This window comes from Sphingomonas phyllosphaerae FA2 (genome assembly GCF_000427645.1).
GTDB classification, from domain to species: Bacteria; Pseudomonadota; Alphaproteobacteria; order Sphingomonadales; family Sphingomonadaceae; genus Sphingomonas; species Sphingomonas phyllosphaerae.
In genome coordinates this window covers 2068080-2090585 of record NZ_KE386571.1, presented here as the reverse complement: position 1 = coordinate 2090585, position 22506 = coordinate 2068080, and the positions used below count along the sequence as shown (strand labels likewise).

The following is a 22506-nucleotide window of genomic DNA, read 5'->3' as shown; positions in this document are numbered from 1 at the left end:
CGTCAACCAAGGAGAACGTCCATCATGATCGACGACCTCATCGACGCGGTGATCGACCGCGAGGGCGGGTTCGTGAACAACCCCGCCGATCGCGGCGGCGCGACCCGCTTCGGCATCACCGAGGCGGTCGCGCGCGCCGACGGCTACACCGGCGACATGCGGCATTTCGCGCGCCCCGCCGCCGTCGCGATCTACCGCCGCCTCTACTGGACCGCGCCCGGCCTCGACCGCGTCGCCGCGCACGCCCCGCGGCTTGCCGCCGAATTGTTCGACACCGGCGTCAACATGGGGCCGGCGGTCGCCGTCACCTTCCTGCAACGCGCGCTCACCGCGCTCAACCGCGGCGGGCGCGACTATCCCGACCTCGCCTGCGACGGCCGGATCGGCGCCCAGACACTCGATGTGCTCACCCGCTTCCTGATCACCCGCGGCCCAACCGCCGAGACGGTGCTGATCCGCGCGGTCGAGGCGTTGCAGGGCGAGCGCTATCTCTCGCTCGCCGAGCACCGCCCCGCCAACGAGGCATTCCTCTACGGCTGGCTCGCGAACCGCGTCGGCGGCGGGGAGCGCTGACCATGCCGGTGCTCGACTCGATCATCGCGCCGGTCGCCGGGCTGCTCGACAAGCTCATTCCCGACCCTCGCGCGCGTGAGGCCGCGCAGCGCGAACTGTTGCGGATGGAAGGCACGCAGGAGCTGGAGCGCGTCAAGGCGCAGATGGCCGCGATCCTCGCCGAGGCGCAGGCGACCGACCCGTGGACCAGCCGCGCCCGGCCGGGCTTCCTCTACGTCATGTACGCGCTGCTGCTGTGGAGCATCCCGATGGGGCTGATCGCCGCGGTCCGCCCACAGGCGGCGGCGGCAATCGCGCAGGCGATGAACGCCTATCTGTCGGGCCTGCCCGAGCCGCTCTACACGCTCTTTGCGACCGGCTATCTCGGCTACACCGTCGCGCGCGAATGGGGAAAGGCAAAGGCGAAATAGCGCTTCGTCATTGCGAGCGTAGCGAAGCAATCCAGGGCGTCCTGGTCCGGCCCTGGATTGCTTCGCTACGCTCGCAATAACGGTATTACCCCGACCGCGCCAACCGCTGCGGATCGGGCGGCAGCCGCATGTTCGCGCCGTGTGCCTGCTCCAGATATTCGGTCGCCATCGCATAATGCGCCTGGCACACCACCGGGTCTTCCGCCTCCGCCGCCAGCCGCAATTCGGCCTCCGCCCGCGTCTGGAAATACAAACGATCTTTATCGGTAATCATCGACGCACTCACTCTCCGCGCGCCATATGGTCGCTTCCGCGCGCCGATTCCATCGCCGGCGTGCAAACTTTCATTGCCCTTGCCTGGGACACCTCCGCGCCCCAAATCCCGGGCCTATGAGCGCAAACGATCCACATTCCATGCCGGTCTGGCATGGCACCACCATTCTTTCGGTCCGGCGCGGCGGTAAGGTCGTCGTCATTGGCGATGGTCAGGTCTCGATGGGGCAGACCGTGATGAAGCCCAATGCGCGCAAGGTCCGCACGCTGGGTGACGGCAAGGTCATCGCCGGCTTCGCGGGCGCGACCGCCGACGCCTTCACGTTGTTCGAGCGGCTGGAGGCCAAGCTGGAGCGCCACGGCTACCACCTGATGCGCGCCGCGGTCGAGCTGGCCAAGGATTGGCGCACCGACAAGTTCCTGCGCAATCTGGAGGCGATGATGATCGTCGCCGACAAGGAAGTGACGCTGATCCTGACGGGCAACGGCGACGTGCTGGAGCCGGAGGCGGGGATCGCCGCGATCGGTTCGGGCGGCAATTACGCGCTCGCCGCGGCGCGTGCCTTGGTCGAGTACGAGAATGATGCCGAGGTCCTCTGCCGCAAGGCGATGAAGATCGCCGCCGAGGTCTGCGTTTACACCAACGACCGCGTCACGATCGAAACGCTGGACAGCACGACGTGACCGGACAGCCGTCGCCCCTGCGCAGGCAGGGGCCCATGTCTGTAGCGTCATGCAAGCGGCCTGACACAGAAGCGACACCCCTGTGTCAGCCCGCCCGAAGAACGCCACAGCCATAGGCCCCTGCCTCCGCAGGGGCGACGGTTGACCCCGCCAGCGTCTCAACATTCACAACATTCGCCGATCAGGGCTTTGAAAAACCATGAACGATAATCTCACCCCCAAGGCGATCGTCGCCGCGCTCGACGCGCACATCATCGGGCAGCAGGACGCCAAGCGCGCGGTCGCCGTCGCGCTGCGCAACCGCTGGCGGCGCCAGCAGCTGTCGCCCGACCTGCGCGACGAGGTGACGCCCAAGAACATCCTGATGATCGGGCCGACCGGCTGCGGCAAGACCGAGATCAGCCGCCGTCTGGCAAAGCTGGCCGATGCGCCGTTCGTGAAGGTCGAGGCGACCAAGTTCACCGAGGTCGGCTATGTCGGTCGCGACGTCGAACAGATCGCACGCGATCTCGTCGAGGAAGCGGTGCGGCTGGAAAAGGAGCGCCGCCGCGTCGCGGTGAAGGACAAGGCCGAGGCCGCGGCGATGGACCGGCTGCTCGACGCGCTGGTCGGTAAGGACGCCAGCCAGGCGACCCGTGACAGCTTCCGCCAGCGCTTCGCCGAGGGCCATCTCGCCGACAAGGAAGTCGAGCTGGAGCTGCAACAGACCCCGCAGATGCCGTTCGAGCTGCCCGGCGGGCAGGGCTCGATGGGCATGATCAATCTGTCGGAGATGATGGGCAAGGCGTTCGGCGGCGGCCCCAAGCAGCGCCGCAAGCTGCTCGTCCCCGCGGCATGGGAGAAGCTGGTCGAGGAAGAGGCCGACAAACGGCTCGACCAGGACGAGGTCAGCCGCATCGCGCTGCAGGACGCCGAGGAGAATGGCATCGTCTTCCTCGACGAGATCGACAAGATCGCGGTCAGCGACGTGCGCGGCGGCTCGGTCAGCCGCGAGGGCGTCCAGCGCGACCTGTTGCCGCTGATCGAGGGCACGACCGTCTCGACCAAATACGGCCCGATGAAGACCGACCATATCCTCTTCATCGCCAGCGGCGCGTTCCACGTCGCCAAGCCGAGCGACCTGTTGCCCGAGCTTCAGGGCCGGCTGCCGATCCGTGTCGAGCTGAAGGGGCTGACCGAGGACGATTTCGTCGCGATCCTGTCGGACACCAAGGCGTCGCTGCCTGCGCAATACAAGGCACTGATCGCCACCGAGGGCGTCGACGTCAGCTTCACCGACGACGGCATCCGCGCGATCGCCAGGATTGCGGCGGAGGTGAACGGTGAGATCGAGAATATCGGCGCGCGCCGGCTTCAGACCGTCATGGAAAAGCTGCTCGAAGAGGTCAGCTTCGATGCCGAGGATCGACAGGGCGCGGCGGTGACCGTCGACGCCGCTTATGTCGAGGCGCAATTGTCGAGCGTCGCGCGCAACTCCGACTTGAGTCGCTTCGTGCTGTAACTTACACCCGCCCCCCTGCAAGCGCTGGGGGGCGGTGTGAACGACGAACGCGATGCGTTGATCCACGGCGCCTATCTGGCGGCGATGGACGACGGACCGGAAGGCTGGACGCCCTGGCTGGTCCGCGCGTCGCACTGGGTTGGCGGCGCGGCGGGGTATCTGGCGATGGTCGACCGTGCGAAGGGCGTGCTGACGTGGAACACGATCCACCACGTCGACCCCGCCGCACCGGCACGGTACGAGGCGGATCGGATGCACCTGCTCGACCCGCAGGTGCCCGTCGTGGCGCGGCTGGAGCAGAGCCGCCTCTATCGCGACACCGACGTCCTCGACCGCGACGATCCCCGCGTCGACGCCTATCTGCGCTGGATGGAGACGCACAGCCGGACGCGCCATTTCGTCACCTCGGCATCGGTGATCGGCAACGGTCGCTGGGTCGGTGGCCTGTCGGTCCACAACGCGCTGTCGCGCGGCGAGATCGACGACGAGCAATGGCGCCGGCTCGCCTCGCTGACCAACACGCTGGAGCAGGCGCTGACCTTCGGCGTGCTTCATGCCGAGAAGCTGCGAGAGCAATGGTGGAACGCGCGGCTCGATGCGGCGGGCGAGCCGGCCGCGCTGCTCGACGAAAGCGGCGTCGTGTTGCGCGCCACGCCCGACTTCGAGGCGGCGCTGCGCCGGGGCGACGGGCTGCGGATACGCGACGGCCGCCTCGCTGCGGCCGACGCGGCGAGCCAGCGCCGCCTTGCCGCGCTGATCGAACGGGCGACCGCCCCGCACGGCGTCAGCGCGGATGCGGTGCGGATCGAACGGGTGGAGGGTGGTCCCGGCTATCTGGTCAGCGGCTGGCCGCTGGCGAGCGAGCGCCGCGCCCTCGTTCCCGATCGCGCCGCAATTCTGGTGACGCTGGTCGACCCGCTGGCCGCGCCGACTCCGCCGGTGGCGCTGTGGCGCGGCGCGTTCGGGCTCACCGCACGCGAAGCCGATCTGGCGGTGGCATTATTTTCGGGGCGCACACTTGAGGAAGCAGCGGTGCTGCTCGGCATCACGATCAACACTATCCGTGTGCATTTACGGCAAATATTCGCCAAAACGCAGACCGCACGGCAGTCGGAGTTGCTCCGCTTACTGTCCCGTTTTGGGTAAGTTCGGGCGCGCCACCGTCCTGTCTAATCCAAATAGATGAGGCGTGTTACCGGTACTTGTCATAGCAGTCTTCTCGCAACGGTTCCGCTGCGGAACCATCGTTGGGGGATATCATTATGAAGACTGGCTTCCGGGTCGCGCTCGCGGCTCTGGCAGTGACCGCTGCCGTCCCGTCTTATGCCGCGACGGTCGTGTCGACCAGCTCGGTCGACTATTCGGCTGACCTGCTGCTCGGTGCGCAGGCCGTGGACAACGCCGCGACCCGCGATCAGAATGCGACGCCCAAGAGCGCGAGCGGCTCGTTCACCGGTCAGGGTTCGTCGGGCACCACGGTGTCGGGCACCGTCAAGGGCGGCAACGTCGCGACCGCGACCGGTAACGGCCAGACGATCGTGACCACGACCTCGGCCGATAGCTGGGTTGCGCGTTTCACTGACGATCTGTCGGCGGCGTCCAGCTCGGCGGCAGCCTCGGCATCGGTGTCGATCAGCCACGCGGCGGTGACCACGTTCCTGCTGAACCAGACCGGCCTGCTCAACATCGGCTATATCGCGGCGGCGACCGACATCGACACCCGCGCTGGCAACCTCGCCGGGCAGGCGCTCGATTACATCAACATCTATCAGGGTGCGAACGACGCGCTGCTCTTCACCGGCACGCTCGCGGATTACACCGCCGCCGCCATCGGTACGAAGACGTTCGCGGCGAACACGAGCTACAGGTGTCGGTCAACACGCTGCCGCGCGCCGGCTTCAGCCAGGCTGATGCGCAGGTGATCGGCGCCGGCACGCAGGCCTACAAGTACGACCGGTCGATCAGCTTCTCGCTGAACGGTGTCACCGGTGCGGTGCCGGAGCCGGCGACCTGGGCGATGATGATCCTGGGCTTCGGTCTGGTCGGTGCGGCGCTGCGTCAGCGCCGCAGTGCTCAGATCAAGTTGCCCGCGTAAAACAAGATCAGGATCGCGGCCACCAACAGGAACGCGAGATAATAGAGCCCGCCTTTGATCGGTCGCTTCGCCTTCCGATTGAAGGTCGGGCCGTCGCGTAGTTCGTCTCGGACGATATTGTCGGCCATGATCGTTCTCCCGTGTCGCTTCACCAACCGGCGGCACGGCGGAACGATCCCGGTGTCAGGACAAGGCGACGTGATACCTACGCGAATGCCCGTCTGCCCGCGGCCGACGTGCCGGGAAGATGCGGCCTGTCATGCGCGGGATCGACCCCTCGCCGAGCACCTTCGCTCCCGAGATGTTCCGCATCCCGCGTCTTTTCCATGCGTCCGGACGCGCGATCGCGCCGGGCGGGTTACGATACAGGCGCGATGATCGCGATCTGCCGGCCGTAGCTCGGCTCGGCCCGATGCGTGGCGCGCCGGTACGAAAAGAACCGCGCTTCGTCGACGTAGGTATCCAGACCGAGCGCCGCGACGCGCGTCACGCCCGCCGCCGCCAGCCGGTGCACGACATACCCTTCCAGATCGAAGCGATGGTGCGCCGCGCGAGCATCGACGAAGAACCGCTCGTTGGCCGCATCCGCCGCCTCGAACCGCTGGCGGAACGCGTCGTCCACCTCATAGCTGGCGCGCGCGATGCACGGCCCGACCGCAGCGACGATCCGCTCCGCCCGCGCCCCGCGCGCGACCATCGCCGCGACCGTCGCATCGGTAACGCCGGCCAGCGCGCCCTTCCATCCGGCATGGGCTGCCCCGACCACCCCGGCTGCGGTATCGGCCAGCAGCACCGGCGCACAATCCGCCGTCACCACCCCGATCGCCAGGCCGGGCCGGTCGGTGACCAACGCATCCGCCTGTGGCCGCTCGACGAACGGCGCGTCGATGGTGACGCAGGTCGCCGAGTGGATCTGGTAGGGCGTCAGCAGGCAGGCCCCCGGCGCGATTGCCGTGACCGCCGCGGTGCGGTTGGCCTGCACCACCGCCTCATCGTCCGCCGAGCCGAGCCCGACGTTCAGCCCGGCGTGGATGCCGCCTGATCCGCCGCCCTGCCGCCCGAAGAAGCCGTGCGCCACACCGTCGAGCAGCGCCGCGCGGAACGGCACCGGTAATGTCACAGCGCGCGTCGCATCACGATATCGGTATCCTCGTGATCGCCGACCATGAAGGCATAGCGGCCGACATCCTTGAACTCGTACTTGGCGTAGAATCGCCGCGCGCGCTCATTGTCGACGAACACCGAAAGGTACATCTCGCGCATGCCGCGCGCGCGCGCGTCCTCCAATGCCCATTCCATCATCTTCGGCCCCATGCCCGCGCCTTGCCACGGCTGGAGCAGATAGAATTGCCGCAGCTCGATCGCGCCCTCCTTGGGCGTGAACGGCAGACGCGGCGGGCCGAGCTTCACATAGCCGACAACGATATGCCCTTCCTCGACCACCGCCACCGAATAGGCCGGATCGGCGATCTCGCGCGCCCAGTCCTCGGGCGTGTGCTGCTCGAGGAAGGTGGCGAGGTCGGCCGCGGAATAGAGCATCCCGAACGTCTCGGTGAAGGTCGCCCGCGCGACGCCGGCCAGATCGGCGGCATCCTTCGCGGTTGCGCGGCGCATGGTGGCGCGGCGGGTCATGCCCCGAACCCCGCCGGTTGCGGCCAGTTTGGATGTGTTAGTGCGATCACCTTGAACAACTCCCCCATGTCGTCCACCAGCCGGCGGCGGTCGCCGGCCACTCTCTCGCCCAGCGCCGCGGCGCGCTGGTCGATTCCCAATGCGCGCAGGAACGCGCCTTGCGCGGTCGTCCCGAACGTCGTCGCGCCCGATGCGCTCGCCACCAGCCGCAGCGTCGCCAGATCGACATGCGCGGTCAGGTCCTGCTCGCCCGGCGCCTCGAACGGATTGGCATAGGCATGGCCGCGCACCGCCTGCAATGTGTCGCCGACCGCAGGCCCGTCATAGCCGTAATCGATGACGAGCGCCGCGCCGCCCTGCGCGACGATCCGCGCCGACAGGTCGGCCATGATCGCGACGCTGGCGGGCGAGGTCTCGACGATCGCGCCCGAGGCAGCGGACGCCAGCGCGGGCGGGATGATCGTATCCGGCACGCTGGTCCCCGCGATCGGCAGGAACAACGTGTCCTGACACGCCACCAGCCGTTCGTGCCACGTCTCGCCCCGCTTCACGAGCTGCCGGATCGGCAGCGCGTCGAAGAATTCGTTGGCGATCACGATCAGCGGCACGTCGTCGGGCAGCGTGGTGATTGAATCGTGCCACGTCGCGCCGGGTACACGCTCGGCCTGCGCCGCGCGCATCGTCGCGCTGGTCTCGACGAAATGGACGGGCGGGGCGAAGCCGGCGTGCGCCATCACGCGCAACGCATCGGCGCTCAGCGTTCCGCGCCCCGGCCCCAGCTCGACCCACGCCACCGCCGGCTGCCCGGCGCGGTCCCACAGGTCCGCCGCCCATGCACCGATCAGCTCGCCGAACATCTGGCTGATCTCGGGCGCGGTCGTGAAGTCGCCGCCCGCGCCCAAGGGATCGCGCGTCGCATAATAATGCGTGTTGGCAGCGGCCATGAACTGGCTGACCGGGATCGGCCCACCCAGCGCGATCGCGCGGGCCAGTCGTTCGGCGAGGAGCGGCCCGGTCATCGGCTGATCCATCAGGCGACTGCGTCCGGCCCGGCGATCGGCTCGACGCGCGTGCGGCGGCCCGGCGCGGTCAGGATCAGGAACAGCCCGGCGAGGATCATCGGCACGCACAGCCACTGCCCCATGTGCAACCCGGTCGCCTCGGCGAACTGGCGCAGCTGCGCATCGGGCTCGCGGAAGAACTCTGCGGTGAACCGCGCGAGGCCATAGCCGGCAAGGAACAGCCCGACCAGCTTGCCCGGCTGATACCGCGCATCGGTGCGCCAGAAGAAGAACCACAGCAGCGCGAACAGCAGAATGCCTTCCAGCCCCGCCTCGTAGAGCTGGCTGGGGTGACGCGCCGGCTCGGGCACGCCGAACGGCACCGTCCGCTCGAACACGATCGCCCACGGCACGTCGGCGGGCTTGCCCCACAATTCGCCGTTCACGAAATTGGCGAGCCGCCCGAAGAACAGCCCGAAGGGCACGCAGCACGCGACATAATCATGCACGCGCAGCCAGTTGAGCCCATGTTTGCGCGCGAACCAGATCAGTCCCAGCGAGGTGCCGATCACCCCGCCGTGGAACGACATGCCGCCGTCCCACAATCGCAGGATCGACAAGGGCCGCGTCAGCATTTCGGGCGCGTAGAACAGCACGTAACCGATCCGCCCGCCCAGGATGATGCCCAGCGTCGCGTAGAAGACCAGATCGTCGGCATGACGCCGCGCCATTGGCGCGCCCGGCTGGTCGAGCAGCTTGAGCAGATACCACCAACCGATGACGATTCCGGCGATATACGCCAGGCTGTACCAGCGCAGCGTGAACACCCCGATCGAGAAGACGTCGGGATGCAGCCCCAGATCGGAAAAATGTATGTGGCTTGCCGCTACGGCAGCCGTGAGCGCGGGCAGGATCAAGGCTTTCCCCTCGTGAATCGCGCCTCCATAAGGGGCGAATAAGACAAACCCAAGCGGAGAGAGTGATGCGGACCGAGCTTGACGCGCGCATGGATGCCACGATGGCGGCCTTGACGGGGGAGGGCGGTCCGCTCGCATTGGGATCGATTGCGCGATTTGGCCGCACGCTGCCGTGCATCGCCGCCGCACCGCCGACGCTCCCGGCTTATTTCGCGCATTTCTGTGCGGAGCATCGCGACAAGACCTTTCTGGTCTGCGGCGACGAACGGCTGACCTTCGGGCAGGCGCATGACGCCGCGACCCGCGTCGCGCAGGCACTGATCGACGGCTACGGCATCGCGCCCGGTGACCGCGTCGCGCTCGCCGCGCGCAACTCGGCGGCGTGGATCGTCCTCTACATGGGGATCGTCATGGCCGGCGGCGTCGCGACGCTGCTCAACGGCTGGTGGCAGGCCGAGGAACTGGCGGCGGCGGTGGCGGAATCGACCCCGTCGCTGATCCTCGCCGACCCGCCACGCGTCAAGCGGCTCGGCGACAGCGCGGTGCCCGTCGAGGGCTTCGACGACACGCTCCCGCTCGAACAGGCGCTCGACCCGCTGCTGGCGCGCGCCAAGGGCGCGACGCTGCCGGCGGTCGGCGCGAACGATCACGCGACGATCCTGTTCACCTCGGGCTCGACCGGCCGCGCCCGCGGCGCGCTGTCGACGCACTTCCAGGTCGTGCAGGGCACCTTCAACTTCCTCGCCTCGGCGATGATGATGCTGGCGATTTCGACGCAGGACGGCAAGCCGATGGCCGCGCAACCCGCGACATTGCTCAACGTGCCGCTGTTCCACGTCACCGCGATGGTGCCGACCTTCCTCCAGAGCTTCGCGATGGGGCGCAAGCTGGTGCTGATGTCGCGTTGGGACGCCGAGGAGGCGATGCGGCTGATCGAGCGCGAGAAGGTCACCTATTTCGTCGGCGTGCCGCTGATGAGTCTCGAGATGCTCAATCATCCGCGCCGCGACGCCTATGACCTGTCGACCGTCACCGATTTCGCGGCCGGCGGCGCGCCGCGCCCGGTCGAGCACGTCCGGCGGCTCGATGCCGAGCTGCCCGGCTCGCCGCTGATCGGCTATGGCCTGACCGAGACAAACGCGGTCGGTGCGGGCAACTGGCGCAGCAACTATCTCGCCAAGCCCGCCTCAACCGGACGCGCCTCCGCGCCGCTCGTCGAATTCGCGATCCTCGACGACAACGGGCAGCAGGTGCGGCTCGGCGGGGTCGGCGAGATCGGCATCCGCTCCGCGGCGTGTTTTGAGGGCTATTGGGGACGCCCCGCCGATACTGCGGCCTGCTACACCAGCGACGGCTTCTTCCGCACCGGCGACCTCGGCTATCTCGACACCGACGGCTATCTGTTCATCGTCGACCGCAAGAAGGACATCATCATTCGCGGCGGCGAGAACATTAGTTGTCAGGAGGTCGAAGCCGCGCTCTACACGCATGGCGCGGTCGCCGAGGCGGCGGTGTTCGGGCTGGCGGACGAGCGACTCGGCGAAGTGCCGTGCGCGGTCGTCCATCTCGCCGACCCGAATGCCACCAGCGGCGCGGAGCTGATCGCGTTTCTCGGCGAGCATCTTGCCGCCTTCAAGGTGCCGCAGCGGCTGTGGCTCAGCCCCGGTCCCTTGCCGCGGCTTGGCACCGAGAAGATCGACAAAGTGTCACTGCGACAGCATTACGCCGCGTTGATCGAAGCCTGATTTCGCCCGATTGTCCGCAGCTTCGCTGCAACCGCGAAAGCGCCAGCTGCGCAAGTTTCCGCACTTTTTCCGGTCGGCAACCACATTTTATGTTGCAGGCGCACAAAAATGCTTGTCGCCTGTGACTGCCTGTCATAGCTTTGTCATGACAGGAGGCACCATGCGCGCGTCATTCATGTATCCGGTTATCGCTGGTACGCTGACGGTCGCCGCGTTCTGGTCGTTGCATACCGCCGGCCTCGTCGCACTTGCCGACTGGCGCGTGATGCTGATCGCGGTTTGCTATGGTTTTCTGCTCAGCCGGCTCGGCCCGCTGCTCACCGCGCTGGCGGTGCGTCGGCGACGGCGGATGCTGAAACCGCCGGTCCTGCCGCTTTCCGACGCGCCGTTCGGCGACACATCGGGCAAGGTCGTGTCGATCCGCGACGCCCGCCGCGAACCCGCCGTGCCGCACGCCGTGCCGTATGGCCCCTGGGCGCAGAACGTCCTGCCGCTGGGGCGCGCCCGCGAACGCGGCGGCCGGGTCAAGTAGCGCGCGACTCGCTTCGGCCCACCGCCTCTTGCGGCCAAGCGGCCGGAGCGACGTGGTGCTCGGGGCCCCAATCACCAGTCAGGCTCTTGGGAAAGCTTAGGGAAGAGGCGTTTCATCCGGAGGCGCGGAGCACGCAGAGATGTTGCGCTCGTCGCATCGGCAGCCGATCCTCTCACGATCCTGAATGACAGGGTCACTCGCGCGCCACGGTCCACCTCCGCGTTCTCCGCGCCTCCGCGTGACCCCACTATTCTTCTGACGCCATCGTGCCGACGTCGACGGTTGATCGGGAAGAGGTCATCCCGCTCCGTCGTTGCTTCGCCGACCCCGCAACGATGATCGCTCAGGGCATCATGATCTACCCCAGGCTCAGCGTGGCCGTCGCCGCCGAGTCGGGGTCGAAGCGCTCGCGCAGCGAGCGTTCGATGGCCGCGGCGGTGCGCGGCACCTTCGCGTCATGCATCGTGCGCCCGTTCACGATCACCCGCACCGCGCGATCGAGGTTCAGCAATCGATCCGACAGCCGCAACGTGGTGCCGGCCGGCACCGTGCCGGTCAGCGTGATCGTCTGCCCGTCGACGCGCGCGACGATCGTGTCGCCGCGCGTCGTCGCCGCGGCATCGCGGATCTGGAGCCAATAGAAGCGGTCGTTCGGCACGTCGTCCTGCACCCAGACGACGCGCGTCGGCCACGGATTGCGCGTGAAGGTCGCCATCCACGGCACGCCCTCCGCATCCTTGCGATCCATCCAGTGCGGCAACCCCGGGTAGATGCGCGCCATATGGACGTAGCCGCCCGGATCGGCGGCGGCCAGCCGGTCGAGTTCGGCGGCCTTTTCGCCGGCCAGCTTGTTGCGATCATAGGCCGCGTCCGCGCCGCCCATGAACAGCGCGAACGGCAGGTTGCGCAGCGGCAGCAGCGATGCGTCGCCCGGATGCCCCGCCATCATCGCCGCCGCGGCGAAGCGATCCGCCATGCGCGGTGCGAGCTGCCACACGCCGTCGCCGCCCGCCGAATAGCCCATCAGATAGACCCGGTTCGGGTCGACGCCGTTCATCGCCACTTGCGCGTCGATCAGTTCCTGGAACAGCGGATCGATATGCGGCTCGTGCCACAGGTTCCACGTGTCGGTCGGCGCGCGCGGCGCGAGATAGATGCCCTCCGCGGGCTCGTAGAGGCGCAACTGGTTGCGCCATTGCTGATCATTGACCTCAGGCGCGGCATTGCCGCCGCCGTGCATCGAGATCCACAAGCTGCGATGCCCCGGCGCGGCCTCGCCGAACACCTTGCTCTCCCAGCGTAATGTCTTGTCGCCGATCGTCAGCTTCCGGTCGGCCATCGCGCTTCCATATCGCGTCGCGAGCGCGCGCCTCCGGTCGGCGGCGAGCAGCGCCAGCGCGCGTTCGGCCTCGGCGCGGGTCAGCGGCCGGGCAAGCCGCGGGTCCTCGGCGCGCGCGTCGGACTGCGCGCGCCACGCATCCAGCGCCGTCACGGCGCGTGGCGAGGCGTCTGCCATCGGCGTGGCGAGCAACAGGGCAGGGGTAAAGGCGGACATGATCGACAGGCAGCGCATGGCGCTCGCATAGCGCGTCGTGACGATACGTCGACACACTCTTGCGTTCGACCCGTGGCCCGGATCGGCGATCTTTCGCCGCGACAAACCCCTTCCGCCGCGCCGCCGCGCCCGCTACGCCGCCCGGCATGGCGGAGATCACGCGGCGCAGGCTTCTCGTTTCCGGTGGCATCGGCGCGGGGCTGGTCGTGGCATGGGCGGCGTGGCCGCGCACCTATCTGCCCAACCTCGCCGCCGCCCCCGACGAGCGCGTCTTCAATGCTTTCCTAAAAATCGCGCGCGACGGCAAGATCATCGTCGCGGTTCCGCAGTGCGAGCATGGGCAGGGCGTGTTCACGACGCTGCCGCAGATCGTCGCCGACGAACTCGGCGCGGACTGGCGGACGGTCGGGGTCGAGGCCGCGCCGGTGTCGCCGCTTTACGCCAACCCGCTCGCCGCCGACTGGCTGTTCGGGGATGGCATACCGGGCGTGCCCGAGCGGCTGCGCGAGGAGCGCTGGACCCGCGACGCGCTGATGCTCACCGCCGGCTCGACCTCGGTGCGCCGGTTCGAGGCGCCACTCCGCGAAGCGGGCGCGGCGGCGCGGGTGCTGCTGTGTCAGGCGGCGGCGAAGTGTTGGGACGCCGACTGGCGCGACTGCACCACCGCGGACGGCTTCGTCGTCCTTGGTAACCGGCGGCTCCGTTTCGGCGAGCTGGCGGAGACCGCTGCGTCAGGCAAATTGCCGGCCGAATTGCCCTACCGGATCGGCGACGAAGGCCGCCTTACCGGTGAGTCGCTGCCGCGGCTCGACGTACCCGCAAAGGTTGACGGCTCGGCCAATTTCGTCGCCGACGTGCGCCTGCCCGACATGGTGTTCGCGAGCATCCGGCAGGCCCCGCACCGCGACGCACGATTACGATCCGCCAACGTCGCCGCGGCGGAACGCGTGCCGGGGATGCTCCACGTCGTCCGCAACGACCGCTGGATCGCCACCGTCGCCAGTAACTGGTGGGCCGCCAACCGCGCCCTGGACGCGCTCGCGCCACGTTTCGAAGGGCCAATCCCGCCCGACGACGCCGCGATCGACCGCGCGCTCGCCGCGGCGCTCGATGCCGATGGCCACCGCATCGCCCACACCGGCGACGTCGACAGCGTCTTGACCGGCGCGCGATTGATCGAGGCCGAATATTACGTCGCCCCCGCGCTCCATGCCGCGGTCGAGCCGCCCGCCGCGACCGCGCACTGGCAGAACGAGCGGCTGGAGCTATGGGCCGCGACGCAGGCACCCTCGCTGGCCCGCGCTGCGGCCGCGCGCGCGATCGGGGTGTCGGAGGAACAGGTGATCCTGCATCCGATGCTCAGCGGCGGCTCGTTCGGTGCGGCGCTGGAGGTCGATGTCGTCGAACAGGCCGCGATATTGGCGAAGGAGCTGCGCCGCCCAGTGCAGCTGGCGTGGTCGCGCGGCGAGGCGTTGCTCCACGACCGGGTGCGCCCGCCCGCGCGGGCGCGGATGGCGGCGCGGCTCGCCCCCAACGGCGCGATCCTCGGCTGGCGCGCACGGATCGCGGTGCCGGCGACCGGACGCGCGCTGGCGGCGCGGCTCCTGCTCGACGATCGGCTGCGCCGCCTCGCCGCGTCGTTCCCGGCCGGCGCGGACAGCTATGCGACCAGCGGGGCGGTGCCGCCCTATCGCCTCGGCGCAATCGAGGTCTCGCACCATCCCGTCGCGCTCGACCTGCCGACCGGGCACCTGCGCGGCGGCGCGGACGGCTATACTGCCTTCTTCACCGAATGCTTCCTCGACGAATTGGCGCGCGTCGCTGGCACCGAGCCGATGTCGTACCGCGTCGGGCTGCTCGGCGGCGAGCCGCGGCTGGCGCGCTGCCTGACGACGGTGGCGGCGCTCGGCGGATGGAGCGGCGGCGTGCCGGGCAGCGGGCAGGGGATCGCCTGTCATCGCATGGCCGGCAGCATGATCGCGGTGCTCGCCGAGGCCGGGTTCGACGCCGCCGGCCGTCCTCGCGTCGACCGGCTGGTGGCGGCGGTCGACTGCGGCCGTGCGATCAACCCCGACATCGTCCGCCAGCAGATCGAAGGCGCGCTGATCTTCGGCGCGGCGACGACGCAGGAAGCCGCGGCGCATTATCACGACGGGCTGGCGAGCATCCGCCGCTATGGCGACCTCGACCTCCCGACGCTCGCCGACGCGCCCGAGGTCACCGTCGAGCTGATCACCTCGACCGCCGACCCCGGCGGCATCAGCGATCTCGGCGTCCCCGCCGTCGCCCCCGCGATCGCCAATGCGCTGTTCGCCGCCGGCGGAACGCGGTGGCGCCACTTGCCGTTCAGGAGCGTGTGATGCTTCCCCCCGACCACCCCTTCATTCCGCGGCCGCGCATCGGCGTGCTGCTCGTCAACCTCGGCACCCCCGATGCGGCGGATACCCGCGCGGTGCGCCGCTACCTCGCGGAGTTCCTGTCGGACCGCCGCGTCGTCGAAATACCGCAATTGCTGTGGCAACCGATCCTGCGCGGCGCGATCCTCACCACCCGGCCCAAGAAGTCGGCGCATGCTTATCAACAGGTATGGACCGACCAGGGCTCGCCCCTCGCGGCGGTGACGCGCGCACAGGCAACAGCGCTCAAGGATGCGTTCGGCGAAGGCGTGCTGGTCGACTGGGCGATGCGCTATGGCAATCCCGCGATCGGCGACCGGCTGCGCGCGATGAAGGAGGCGGGCTGCGAGCGCATCCTGCTCGCGCCGCTCTATCCGCAATATTGCGCCGCCACCACCGCGACCGCCAACGACAAGGCATTCCTCGCGCTGGCGGACATGCGCTGGCAGCCCGCGATCCGCACGCTGCCGCCCTATTACGACGACCCCGCCTATATCGACGCGCTCGCCCGCAACCTCACCGAACAGCTGGTGACCCTCGACTTCACCCCCGATGCGATCGTCGCCAGCTTCCACGGCATGCCGCAGCGGACGCTGGAGCGCGGCGACCCCTATCACTGCCATTGCCGCAAGACCGCACGGCTGCTGGGCGAGGCGCTCGGGCGTCCGCTGACGGTCGCCTTCCAGTCGCGCTTCGGCCGCGCCAAATGGCTGGAGCCCGCCACCGACACCACGCTGGAGGCGATGCCCGCGCAGGGCATCCGCAAGGTCGCGATCCTTGCGCCGGGTTTCTCCGCCGATTGTCTCGAGACGCTGGAGGAACTGGCGATCCGCGGGCGCGAGAGCTTCGTGGCGGCCGGGGGAACCGACTTTGCCTACCTGCCATGCCTCAATGACAGCGCCACCGGCGTTGCGATGCTGCGCACGTTACTGGCGCGTGAACTTGAAGGGTGGGTTGCCCCCGCCTAGGCTGATGTGGATTTAGGATACCGCCTCATTCCGGGCGGGTGACGGGAGAGGATGTTATGGCACGTGTGGCGATCGTCACAGGGGGGACGCGCGGCATCGGCGAGGCAATCAGCGTTGCCCTGAATAATGCAGGGATGACGGTCGCGGCCAATTATGCCGGCAACGACGAGCGCGCGCGTGAATTCACCGAGCGGACCGGCATCGCCGCCTACAAGTGGGACGTCGCCGATCACGAAGCGTGTCAGGAAGGTTGTGCCAAGGTCGCCGCCGATCTCGGCCCGGTCGACGTGCTGGTCAACAACGCCGGCATCACCCGCGACGGCACGATCCTTAAGATGACCTACCAGATGTGGAAGGAGGTCATGGACACCAACCTCGGCGGTTGCTTCAACATGGCCAAGGCGGTGTTCCCGGGCATGCGCGACCGCAAATGGGGGCGGATCGTCAATATCGGTTCGATCAACGGGCAGGCGGGGCAATATGGCCAGGTGAACTATGCCGCTGCGAAGAGCGGCATCCACGGCTTCACCAAGGCGCTGTCACAGGAAGGCGCGCGCGCCGGGGTGACCGTCAACGCGATCGCGCCGGGTTATATCGACACCGACATGGTGGCGGCTGTGCCTGCGGACGTGCTGGAGAAGATCGTCGCCAAGATCCCGGTCGGCCGGCTCGGTCAGGCGCAGGAAATCGCGCGAGGCGTGGCGTTCCTGTGTTCGGAGGAGGCCGGGTTCGTCACCGGGTCGACGCTGAGCATCAATGGCGGGCAGCATATGTACTGACGGGCGCAGGCCCGCGTGCCGCGGGCCGGTGCGCCCCGCGCAGCGCCCGGCACGGCCGGCGGGTCGGCCCCGCGCCGACCCGACCGACGACGCGGGCTTCGCCCGCGGCGTGCCACGGCTTTAAACGTCGATGGGCTGGAAAACACCTCGAACCCCGCGAAAATAACACGAGCCCGGCACCATCCGGCACCGGGCTCGCGCCCTCATACGCTACGCGAGGGAAGGGGTAGGACGACGGCAAGGCCGCCGTCGGCCGGATCGGCGCTGCCGACCCGCCGGCCGTGCCGGGCGATGCGCGGTGCGCACCGGCCGGGAGCTTCGCTCCCGACCTTCGCCCGTCAGCGGCAATACCGCGGGTTGTTCGACTTCTCGACCGCGTTCCCCGCGACCGCGCCGCCGACACCGCCCAGCACCGTGCCGAGCGTCCGGTCGCCGCGTGAGTCGATCACGCGACCCAGCAGACCACCGGCGATCGCACCGACCACGGTGCCGGTCGTGCCGTTCGAGCAGCGGCGGTTGTAATTGTAGCGACGATCGTTGCCGCGATAGCCGCGCCGGCCGTAGTCGCGACGGTCGTAATAGCCACGATTGTCATCGTAGCGGCTGTAACGGTCGCCGTAGTAACGCTGGGCGTCGGCGGCAGTCGGGGCCACGGCGGCGGCGCCCATCGCGAGCGCGGCACCGGCAAGGGCGAGATTCTTGAACATGAGCAGTCTCCCGTTTGCTGTTCCGGTCGGCGGGCTTTCCCGTCGATAAAATAGCTTTTGCCCGATTCGCTTTGAGCCGAGGCTGAATGCGTCCGTTATCGGGCGTTCATCCTTTCACGCGGGTCGTCACTGGTTTACCGGCGGCGCGTGCGATGGCCGATCACCCTTGCGCTGGTGCTGCTGCTGGTGCCGCCGTGGACCGGCGACGGCCGCCGCCCGCTGTTCGATCCCGGCCTGCGCGTCACCGCCACGCCGTTCGTGCCGCGCGGCGGCTGGCCACTGCGCATCGGCGCGCTCGAACCGGTCGCGGCGGTGTCGCTGTCCGCGAATCAGCGCGCGTTCGGCGGCCTGTCGGCGCTGGCGCTGCACGACGGGCAGGCGATCCTGCTCAGCGACGGCGGGTTGGTGGTGAGGCTGCGGATCGCCGACCACAAATTATGGACGCTCGGCACTGCGGAGCTGGCGGACGGGCCGGAAACCGCCTGGCAGAAGGCATCGCGCGATACCGAGTCGCTCGCGATTGATCCACTCACCGGGCAGGCGTGGATTGGCTACGAACGGATCAACATGATCTGGCGCTACCCCCGCGACTTTAATCATGCCGATGCCGCCAGTCCGCCGCTGGCGATGCGCGACTGGGGCGTCAACAGCAGCATTGAATCGCTCGTGCGGCTGAACGATGGCCGCTTCCTCGCCCTTCGCGAGGGTGGCCTGTGGCAGAATGGCGCGCGTGCCGCGTTGCTCTTCTACGGCGATCCGGCGCTCTACGACACGCCCAACGCCGCGCTCCGCTACCTGCCGCCGCCGCATCATTCGCCCAGCGACGCCGCGGTGCTGCCGAACGGCGACGTGCTGGTGCTCAACCGCCGCGTCCATCTACCGATGCGCTTCGAGATGACGCTGGTCCGCATCCCGATCCGCAGCATCCGGCCGGGGGCGCTGCTCCGCGGTCAGGTCGTCGCGCGATTCGGCGACACGCTCGGGCGCGAGAATGCCGAGGGGCTGGCGGTGTCGCAGGAGCGGGGTCAGACGATGATCTGGCTCGTCACCGACAATGACGGCGCGTTCTGGCGGCGCACGATCCTCGCCAAGTTCCGCTGGCGCGGCTGATGGCCCAACGCACTACGGCCCGCGCTCCGGGATGGAGGGCGGGCCGCAGCGATGCGGGCAGAGCCGTCAGCGTCAGGCCGCGACGGCGGCCGAACGCTTCTTCACGACATCGCGCTTCAGGCGGCGCGCCTTCAGCGACAGCTTGTCGTCCGAGGTCTTCACCAGCCAGTTGTCCAGCCCGCCGTTGTGCTCGACCGAGCGCAGACCGTGGGTGGAGACGCGCAGGCGGATCGACCGCTCCAGCGAATCGGACAGCAGCGTGACGTTCTGCAGGTTCGGCAGGAACGTACGCTTGGTCTTGTTATTGGCGTGGGAAACGTTGTTGCCCACCTGCCGGCCCTTGCCGGTCAGCTCGCAAATGCGCGACATGTGAATAATCCTGAATTCGGTTGCCCGGAAAGTGGGCGCCAGTAACCCGTGGGCGACGATCGGTCAAGTCGCCGGTGCTGCAACCAGCCGGGTACGAGGGCGTTGTTGCGGCAGCGAATCAACAGGGATTGGGAGAATAAGGATGCGCGGGCTGCTGGTGCTGATCGGAATCGTCGCACTCGTCTTTTTGGCGGCGCTGCTGCTGGGCTTCGTCAAGTTCGACCAGACCCAGACCGCGCAACTGCCGCGACTCGAGGGCGGGCAGGCGCCGAAGTTCGACGCTGATGTCGCCAAGGTACGCGTCGGCACCGAGAACAAGACCGTGGAGGTCCCCAAGGTCGAGGTCCAGAAGCCCGGCGAACAGCGCTGATACTAACCGTCGCCCCGGCCTTGAGCCGGGGCCCCGCTTCTTCTTGACCGCTGGCGTAAGAAGCGGGCGCCGGATCAAGTCCGGGGTGACAAGCGCGTGGGGCTTTGCCACCGCGTCGCACCGGCGTAGGCAGCGACGATGTTCCCGCTGCCCCACCCGATGCGCGTCGCGCTGGACGCCGCACGCGACGCGGCTAGGGCCGGTGAGGTGCCGGTCGGCGCGGTGGTGGTGCATGCCGGCGAGATCGTCGCGGTCGCCGCCAACGCGCCGCGCGCGTTATGCGACCCGACCGCCCATGCCGAGATGCTGGCGATCCGCGCAGCCGCGCAGGCGCTCGGCCGCGACCGGCTTGAGGATTGCGACCTGTGGGTGACGCTGGAGCCCTGCGCGATGTGCGCCGGCGCGATCGCGCACGCCCGCATCGCCCGCCTCTATTACGCCGCCGACGATGCGAAGGGCGGCGCGATCGAACACGGCCCGCGCTTCTTCACCCAGCCGACCTGCCACCACCGCCCAGAGCTGTTCGCCGGCATCGGGGCGGGGGAGGCGGCGGCGCTGCTGCGCGACTTCTTCGCCGCGCGACGCTGACCTCGGGGATCAGCGCGGCGGCAAGTCGTTCTGCGAAATCGGGACGATCTTGATCTCGACCCGGCGGTTCTCGGCGCGCCCGGCTTCGGTTTCGTTCGAAGCGATCGGCTGCGTCTCGCCGAACCCGCGCGTCGCGATCCGCGCATCCTGCACCCCGTGGCTCGACAGATAATCCGCCACCGACCGCGCGCGCCGCTCCGACAGGTCCTGATTGTACGAATCGCTGCCGGTCGAATCGGTGTGGCCGTACACATCGACATAGGTTTCTTTGTAATCGGCCAGCACACTGGCGACCTTGTCGAGCGTCGCGCGGAACTGCGGCTGCACGTTTGCCGAATTGTACGCGAAATTGATCCCCGACGGGATGTTGAGCAGCAAATCGTCGCCCTGACGCGTCACTTCCACGTCCGTACCGCGCGTGCGCTCGCGTAATTCACGCTCTTGTTTGTCCATATAGGCGCCGATTCCGGCACCGGCGATGCCGCCCAGCCCCGCGCCGATGATCTTCTCGGTCCGGTCGCGCCGCCCGCCAACCAGATCGCCGAGCAGATAGCCGCCCAGCGCGCCGCCGATCCCGCCGATCGCGGTCTTGGAGATGCGGCGCTCGCCGGTGTCCGGGTCCGTCGTACACGCCGATACGGCCACCAGCGACACGCACGCCAGCGCGGCAGCCAGCTTCGACGACAGCTTCATCTTTTTCCCTTTCAACAACTAATGTCGGTCAACCCGACCTGCCGACACAATGTTCCGCTTGCGCACTGAATGACGGCTGAAGCAGGCCAGCAACAATTTGGCGATTGTGGCGCGCGCGCTTTGCCGCCAAGAGGGGCGCACACCATGCTACCGCCGTTCCCCTGGGTCGACGTCATCATCATCCTCGCGCTCGTTGCGCTCAATGGCGTGTTCGCCATGAGCGAGCTGGCGATCGTGTCCGCGCGCAAGGCGCGGCTGGAGGCGATGGCCCGCAGCGGCCGCAAGGGTGCCGCCACCGCGATCGAGCTGGCCGCCGACCCCGGCAAGTTCCTGTCGACCGTCCAGATCGGCATCACGCTGATCGGCATCGGCACCGGCGCCTATTCGGGCGCGAGTCTCGGCACGCCGGTCGCGGCGCGCTTCGAGGCGCTGGGGCTGGCGCATGAGACCGCGGTCACCTCCGGTTTCGCGCTGGTGATCGCGCTCACCACCTATGCCTCGCTGATCGTCGGCGAACTGGTCCCCAAGCAATTCGCGCTGCGCAAGCCCGAGGCGGTCGCGTCACTGGTCGCGCTGCCGATGTGGTGGCTCGCGCGGCTGACGAAGCCGATCGTCTGGGTGCTCGATGCGAGCAGCGCGCTGCTGTTTCGCATTCTCGGGCTCAACCGCGAGAATGAGGAGCAGGTCACCGCCGAGGAATTGCACCTGATCGTCGCCGAAGCGAGCAAGTCCGGCGTGATCGAGGAGCATGAACGCTCGATCATCTCGGGTGTGGTGCGGCTCGCGGACCGTCCGGTGCGCGAGGTGATGACGCCACGTACCGAGGTCGACTGGCTCGACATTTCGCTCGACGACGCCGGGATCCGCGCCAAGCTGCGCGAGACACCGCACAGCCGTCTGCCGGTGGCGCGCGGGTCGATCGATTCCGTAGTGGGCGTGGTGCAGGCGCGCGACGTCGCCGCGGCGCTGTTCCGTGACGAGACGCTCGACCTCGAAAAGCTGGTCCGCAAGGCGCCGGTGGTGATCGACCAGATCGACGCGATGGATGCGCTCGACGCGCTGCGCCGCGCCGAGGTGCCGATGGCGCTGATCCACGACGAATACGGGCATTTCGAGGGAATCGTGACCCCGGCCAATCTGCTCGCAGCGATCGCGGGCGAGTTCCTGTCGGACATCGACCCGGAGGAAAGCCCGAACGTCGTGGTTCGCGACGACGGCTCGCTGCTGGTGGCCGGCACGATGGCCGCGGATGCGTTGGCCGAGCGGCTGGGCATCGATCTGCCCGAGGACCGCGACTATGCCACCGTCGCCGGCCTCGCGCTGGCGGCGTTCCGCAAGCTGCCCGAAGAGGGCGAGAGCTTCGAGGAACAGGGCTGGCGGTTCGAGGTCGTCGATCTCGACGGCCGCCGGATCGACAAGTTCCTCGTCAGCGAGGCTTGAGGCCTGCGTGAGCGGACCGACGACGAATTTCACCCGTCATTGCGAGCGTAGCGAAGCAATCCAGAGCCGGACCAGGACGCCCTGGATTGCGTCGCTACGCTCGCAATGACGACTCGCTGGGTTCAAGCCCACGCCGTCATCCCGGACTTGATCCGGGATCCCGCTTCT

The 22506-nt window shown here is 68.4% G+C and carries 25 protein-coding genes and 1 pseudogene; 16 read left to right on the top strand and 10 right to left on the bottom strand.

Annotation, left to right across the window (positions count from 1 at the left end; translation table 11 throughout):
- The first annotated feature begins 21 nt into the window (after nt 1–21).
- Nucleotides 22–573, top strand: coding sequence for a glycoside hydrolase family 108 protein (locus SPHPH_RS0110070; protein WP_028966585.1), 552 nt, complete (start codon nt 22–24; stop codon nt 571–573).
- 2 nt (nt 574–575) lie between these two features.
- Nucleotides 576–983 carry a 3TM-type holin gene (locus tag SPHPH_RS0110065; RefSeq protein ID WP_028966584.1) on the top strand — a complete coding sequence of 136 codons (408 nt, stop codon included), beginning with the start codon at nt 576–578 and terminating at the stop codon, nt 981–983.
- An 85-nt stretch (nt 984–1068) separates the two neighbouring features.
- Here SPHPH_RS0110065 and SPHPH_RS21150 read toward each other — a convergent pair whose 3' ends face one another.
- The gene (locus SPHPH_RS21150) at nt 1069–1257 is read right to left on the bottom strand and encodes a hypothetical protein (RefSeq protein WP_156025961.1); all 189 of its coding nucleotides are present in this window, start codon (nt 1255–1257) and stop codon (nt 1069–1071) included.
- Nucleotides 1258–1397: 140 nt separating this feature from the next.
- Here SPHPH_RS21150 and hslV point away from each other — a divergent pair, with 140 nt between their 5' ends.
- The 5 genes and pseudogenes from hslV to SPHPH_RS21145 all read left to right on the top strand — a co-directional run.
- Nucleotides 1398–1940, top strand: coding sequence for an ATP-dependent protease subunit HslV (hslV, locus tag SPHPH_RS0110055; protein WP_081668595.1), 543 nt, complete (start codon nt 1398–1400; stop codon nt 1938–1940).
- Nucleotides 1941–2139: 199 nt separating this feature from the next.
- Entirely contained in the window at nt 2140–3441 is a 1302-nt protein-coding gene (gene hslU / locus SPHPH_RS0110050) for an ATP-dependent protease ATPase subunit HslU (RefSeq protein ID WP_028966582.1), read from the top strand.
- Nucleotides 3442–3477: 36 nt separating this feature from the next.
- Nucleotides 3478–4587: a helix-turn-helix transcriptional regulator gene (locus SPHPH_RS0110045; protein ID WP_028966581.1), complete on the top strand. Its 1110-nt coding sequence runs from the start codon at nt 3478–3480 to the stop codon at nt 4585–4587.
- Nucleotides 4588–4703: 116 nt separating this feature from the next.
- Nucleotides 4704–5363, top strand: coding sequence for a hypothetical protein (locus SPHPH_RS0110040; protein WP_028966580.1), 660 nt, complete (start codon nt 4704–4706; stop codon nt 5361–5363).
- A 59-nt stretch (nt 5364–5422) separates the two neighbouring features.
- Nucleotides 5423–5536: pseudogene (locus SPHPH_RS21145) on the top strand (PEPxxWA-CTERM sorting domain-containing protein); the annotation flags it as partial.
- Here SPHPH_RS21145 and SPHPH_RS21140 read toward each other — a convergent pair.
- The 5 genes from SPHPH_RS21140 to lgt form a co-directional block, all read right to left on the bottom strand.
- Complete coding sequence (locus SPHPH_RS21140) at nt 5515–5664, bottom strand: hypothetical protein (protein WP_156025959.1); 150 nt, start codon at nt 5662–5664, stop codon at nt 5515–5517. The pseudogene SPHPH_RS21145 and the gene SPHPH_RS21140 sit on opposite strands and share 22 nt — an antisense overlap.
- Before the next feature lie 230 nt (nt 5665–5894).
- On the bottom strand, nt 5895–6656 hold the full coding sequence (pgeF, locus tag SPHPH_RS0110025; protein ID WP_028966578.1) for a peptidoglycan editing factor PgeF: 762 nt from the start codon (nt 6654–6656) through the stop codon (nt 5895–5897).
- The gene (locus SPHPH_RS0110020; RefSeq protein ID WP_081668594.1) at nt 6653–7168 is read right to left on the bottom strand and encodes a GNAT family N-acetyltransferase; all 516 of its coding nucleotides are present in this window, start codon (nt 7166–7168) and stop codon (nt 6653–6655) included. The genes pgeF and SPHPH_RS0110020 overlap by 4 nt, the downstream gene beginning before the upstream one ends.
- The gene (locus tag SPHPH_RS0110015) at nt 7165–8187 is read right to left on the bottom strand and encodes a class I SAM-dependent methyltransferase (protein ID WP_238303033.1); all 1023 of its coding nucleotides are present in this window, start codon (nt 8185–8187) and stop codon (nt 7165–7167) included. The genes SPHPH_RS0110020 and SPHPH_RS0110015 overlap by 4 nt, the downstream gene beginning before the upstream one ends.
- An 11-nt stretch (nt 8188–8198) precedes the next feature.
- On the bottom strand, nt 8199–9086 hold the full coding sequence (gene lgt, locus SPHPH_RS0110010) for a prolipoprotein diacylglyceryl transferase (RefSeq protein WP_028966575.1): 888 nt from the start codon (nt 9084–9086) through the stop codon (nt 8199–8201).
- A gap of 65 nt (nt 9087–9151) precedes the next feature.
- Between lgt and SPHPH_RS0110005 the strand changes: the two genes are divergently transcribed.
- A complete protein-coding gene (locus SPHPH_RS0110005) occupies nt 9152–10831 on the top strand; it encodes a class I adenylate-forming enzyme family protein (protein WP_028966574.1) in 1680 nt (559 codons plus the stop codon).
- A 160-nt stretch (nt 10832–10991) separates the two neighbouring features.
- Nucleotides 10992–11363 (top strand): hypothetical protein, encoded by a 372-nt coding sequence (locus SPHPH_RS0110000; protein ID WP_156025957.1) that lies wholly within the window; start codon nt 10992–10994, stop codon nt 11361–11363.
- A 358-nt stretch (nt 11364–11721) separates the two neighbouring features.
- On the opposite strand, the gene SPHPH_RS19430 is transcribed toward SPHPH_RS0110000, so the two are convergent.
- Nucleotides 11722–12936 carry a hypothetical protein gene (locus SPHPH_RS19430; RefSeq protein ID WP_051272953.1) on the bottom strand — a complete coding sequence of 405 codons (1215 nt, stop codon included), beginning with the start codon at nt 12934–12936 and terminating at the stop codon, nt 11722–11724.
- 128 nt (nt 12937–13064) lie between these two features.
- On the opposite strand from SPHPH_RS19430, the gene SPHPH_RS0109990 reads away from it, so the two are divergent.
- Genes SPHPH_RS0109990 through phbB form a run of 3 tightly spaced genes read left to right on the top strand, consistent with a single transcriptional unit; the run spans nt 13065 to nt 17061 of the window.
- Complete coding sequence (locus tag SPHPH_RS0109990) at nt 13065–15278, top strand: xanthine dehydrogenase family protein molybdopterin-binding subunit (RefSeq protein ID WP_028966572.1); 2214 nt, start codon at nt 13065–13067, stop codon at nt 15276–15278.
- Nucleotides 15278–16282, top strand: a complete 1005-nt coding sequence (gene hemH / locus SPHPH_RS0109985) for a ferrochelatase (RefSeq protein ID WP_037488406.1) — start codon at nt 15278–15280, stop codon at nt 16280–16282. The genes SPHPH_RS0109990 and hemH overlap by 1 nt, the downstream gene beginning before the upstream one ends.
- A 56-nt stretch (nt 16283–16338) precedes the next feature.
- Nucleotides 16339–17061, top strand: a complete 723-nt coding sequence (gene phbB, locus SPHPH_RS0109980; RefSeq protein ID WP_028966570.1) for an acetoacetyl-CoA reductase — start codon at nt 16339–16341, stop codon at nt 17059–17061.
- Nucleotides 17062–17399: 338 nt separating this feature from the next.
- On the opposite strand, the gene SPHPH_RS0109975 is transcribed toward phbB, so the two are convergent.
- Nucleotides 17400–17768 (bottom strand): glycine zipper 2TM domain-containing protein, encoded by a 369-nt coding sequence (locus SPHPH_RS0109975; protein ID WP_028966569.1) that lies wholly within the window; start codon nt 17766–17768, stop codon nt 17400–17402.
- Between the two features lie 147 nt (nt 17769–17915).
- On the opposite strand from SPHPH_RS0109975, the gene SPHPH_RS0109970 reads away from it, so the two are divergent.
- Complete coding sequence (locus tag SPHPH_RS0109970; RefSeq protein WP_051272952.1) at nt 17916–18878, top strand: esterase-like activity of phytase family protein; 963 nt, start codon at nt 17916–17918, stop codon at nt 18876–18878.
- Between the two features lie 72 nt (nt 18879–18950).
- Here SPHPH_RS0109970 and rpmB read toward each other — a convergent pair whose 3' ends face one another.
- Nucleotides 18951–19247 (bottom strand): 50S ribosomal protein L28, encoded by a 297-nt coding sequence (rpmB, locus tag SPHPH_RS0109965; protein ID WP_028966567.1) that lies wholly within the window; start codon nt 19245–19247, stop codon nt 18951–18953.
- 142 nt (nt 19248–19389) lie between these two features.
- On the opposite strand from rpmB, the gene SPHPH_RS0109960 reads away from it, so the two are divergent.
- Together SPHPH_RS0109960 and SPHPH_RS0109955 are read left to right on the top strand one after the other, a co-directional pair.
- Complete coding sequence (locus tag SPHPH_RS0109960; RefSeq protein WP_028966566.1) at nt 19390–19617, top strand: hypothetical protein; 228 nt, start codon at nt 19390–19392, stop codon at nt 19615–19617.
- Nucleotides 19618–19755: 138 nt separating this feature from the next.
- Complete coding sequence (locus SPHPH_RS0109955; RefSeq protein WP_037488403.1) at nt 19756–20205, top strand: nucleoside deaminase; 450 nt, start codon at nt 19756–19758, stop codon at nt 20203–20205.
- Between the two features lie 9 nt (nt 20206–20214).
- Here SPHPH_RS0109955 and SPHPH_RS0109950 read toward each other — a convergent pair whose 3' ends face one another.
- A complete protein-coding gene (locus tag SPHPH_RS0109950) occupies nt 20215–20898 on the bottom strand; it encodes a YiaD family glycine zipper/OmpA-like lipoprotein (RefSeq protein WP_028966564.1) in 684 nt (227 codons plus the stop codon).
- Between the two features lie 144 nt (nt 20899–21042).
- On the opposite strand from SPHPH_RS0109950, the gene SPHPH_RS0109945 reads away from it, so the two are divergent.
- A complete protein-coding gene (locus SPHPH_RS0109945; RefSeq protein ID WP_028966563.1) occupies nt 21043–22338 on the top strand; it encodes a hemolysin family protein in 1296 nt (431 codons plus the stop codon).
- Nucleotides 22339–22506: the final 168 nt, after the last annotated feature.

Bases quoted from the DNA above. Each gene is read 5' to 3' on its own strand.
- SPHPH_RS0110015 (WP_238303033.1), bottom strand. From the start codon at position 8,187: ATGACCGGGCCGCTCCTCGCCGAACGACTGGCCCGCGCGATCGCGCTG.
- hslU (WP_028966582.1), top strand. From the start codon at position 2,140: ATGAACGATAATCTCACCCCCAAGGCGATCGTCGCCGCGCTCGACGCG.
- SPHPH_RS21150 (WP_156025961.1), bottom strand. From the start codon at position 1,257: ATGATTACCGATAAAGATCGTTTGTATTTCCAGACGCGGGCGGAGGCC.
- phbB (WP_028966570.1), top strand. From the start codon at position 16,339: ATGGCACGTGTGGCGATCGTCACAGGGGGGACGCGCGGCATCGGCGAG.
- SPHPH_RS0110000 (WP_156025957.1), top strand. From the start codon at position 10,992: ATGCGCGCGTCATTCATGTATCCGGTTATCGCTGGTACGCTGACGGTC.
- SPHPH_RS0110020 (WP_081668594.1), bottom strand. From the start codon at position 7,168: ATGACCCGCCGCGCCACCATGCGCCGCGCAACCGCGAAGGATGCCGCC.
- SPHPH_RS0109960 (WP_028966566.1), top strand. From the start codon at position 19,390: ATGCGCGGGCTGCTGGTGCTGATCGGAATCGTCGCACTCGTCTTTTTG.
- SPHPH_RS0109990 (WP_028966572.1), top strand. From the start codon at position 13,065: ATGGCGGAGATCACGCGGCGCAGGCTTCTCGTTTCCGGTGGCATCGGC.
- SPHPH_RS0109945 (WP_028966563.1), top strand. From the start codon at position 21,043: ATGCTACCGCCGTTCCCCTGGGTCGACGTCATCATCATCCTCGCGCTC.
- SPHPH_RS0109950 (WP_028966564.1), bottom strand. From the start codon at position 20,898: ATGAAGCTGTCGTCGAAGCTGGCTGCCGCGCTGGCGTGCGTGTCGCTG.
- SPHPH_RS21140 (WP_156025959.1), bottom strand. From the start codon at position 5,664: ATGGCCGACAATATCGTCCGAGACGAACTACGCGACGGCCCGACCTTC.
- SPHPH_RS0110040 (WP_028966580.1), top strand. From the start codon at position 4,704: ATGAAGACTGGCTTCCGGGTCGCGCTCGCGGCTCTGGCAGTGACCGCT.
- SPHPH_RS0110065 (WP_028966584.1), top strand. From the start codon at position 576: ATGCCGGTGCTCGACTCGATCATCGCGCCGGTCGCCGGGCTGCTCGAC.
- rpmB (WP_028966567.1), bottom strand. From the start codon at position 19,247: ATGTCGCGCATTTGCGAGCTGACCGGCAAGGGCCGGCAGGTGGGCAAC.
- hslV (WP_081668595.1), top strand. From the start codon at position 1,398: ATGCCGGTCTGGCATGGCACCACCATTCTTTCGGTCCGGCGCGGCGGT.
- hemH (WP_037488406.1), top strand. From the start codon at position 15,278: ATGCTTCCCCCCGACCACCCCTTCATTCCGCGGCCGCGCATCGGCGTG.
- SPHPH_RS19430 (WP_051272953.1), bottom strand. From the start codon at position 12,936: ATGCGCTGCCTGTCGATCATGTCCGCCTTTACCCCTGCCCTGTTGCTC.
- SPHPH_RS0110005 (WP_028966574.1), top strand. From the start codon at position 9,152: ATGCGGACCGAGCTTGACGCGCGCATGGATGCCACGATGGCGGCCTTG.
- SPHPH_RS0109955 (WP_037488403.1), top strand. From the start codon at position 19,756: ATGTTCCCGCTGCCCCACCCGATGCGCGTCGCGCTGGACGCCGCACGC.
- SPHPH_RS0109975 (WP_028966569.1), bottom strand. From the start codon at position 17,768: ATGTTCAAGAATCTCGCCCTTGCCGGTGCCGCGCTCGCGATGGGCGCC.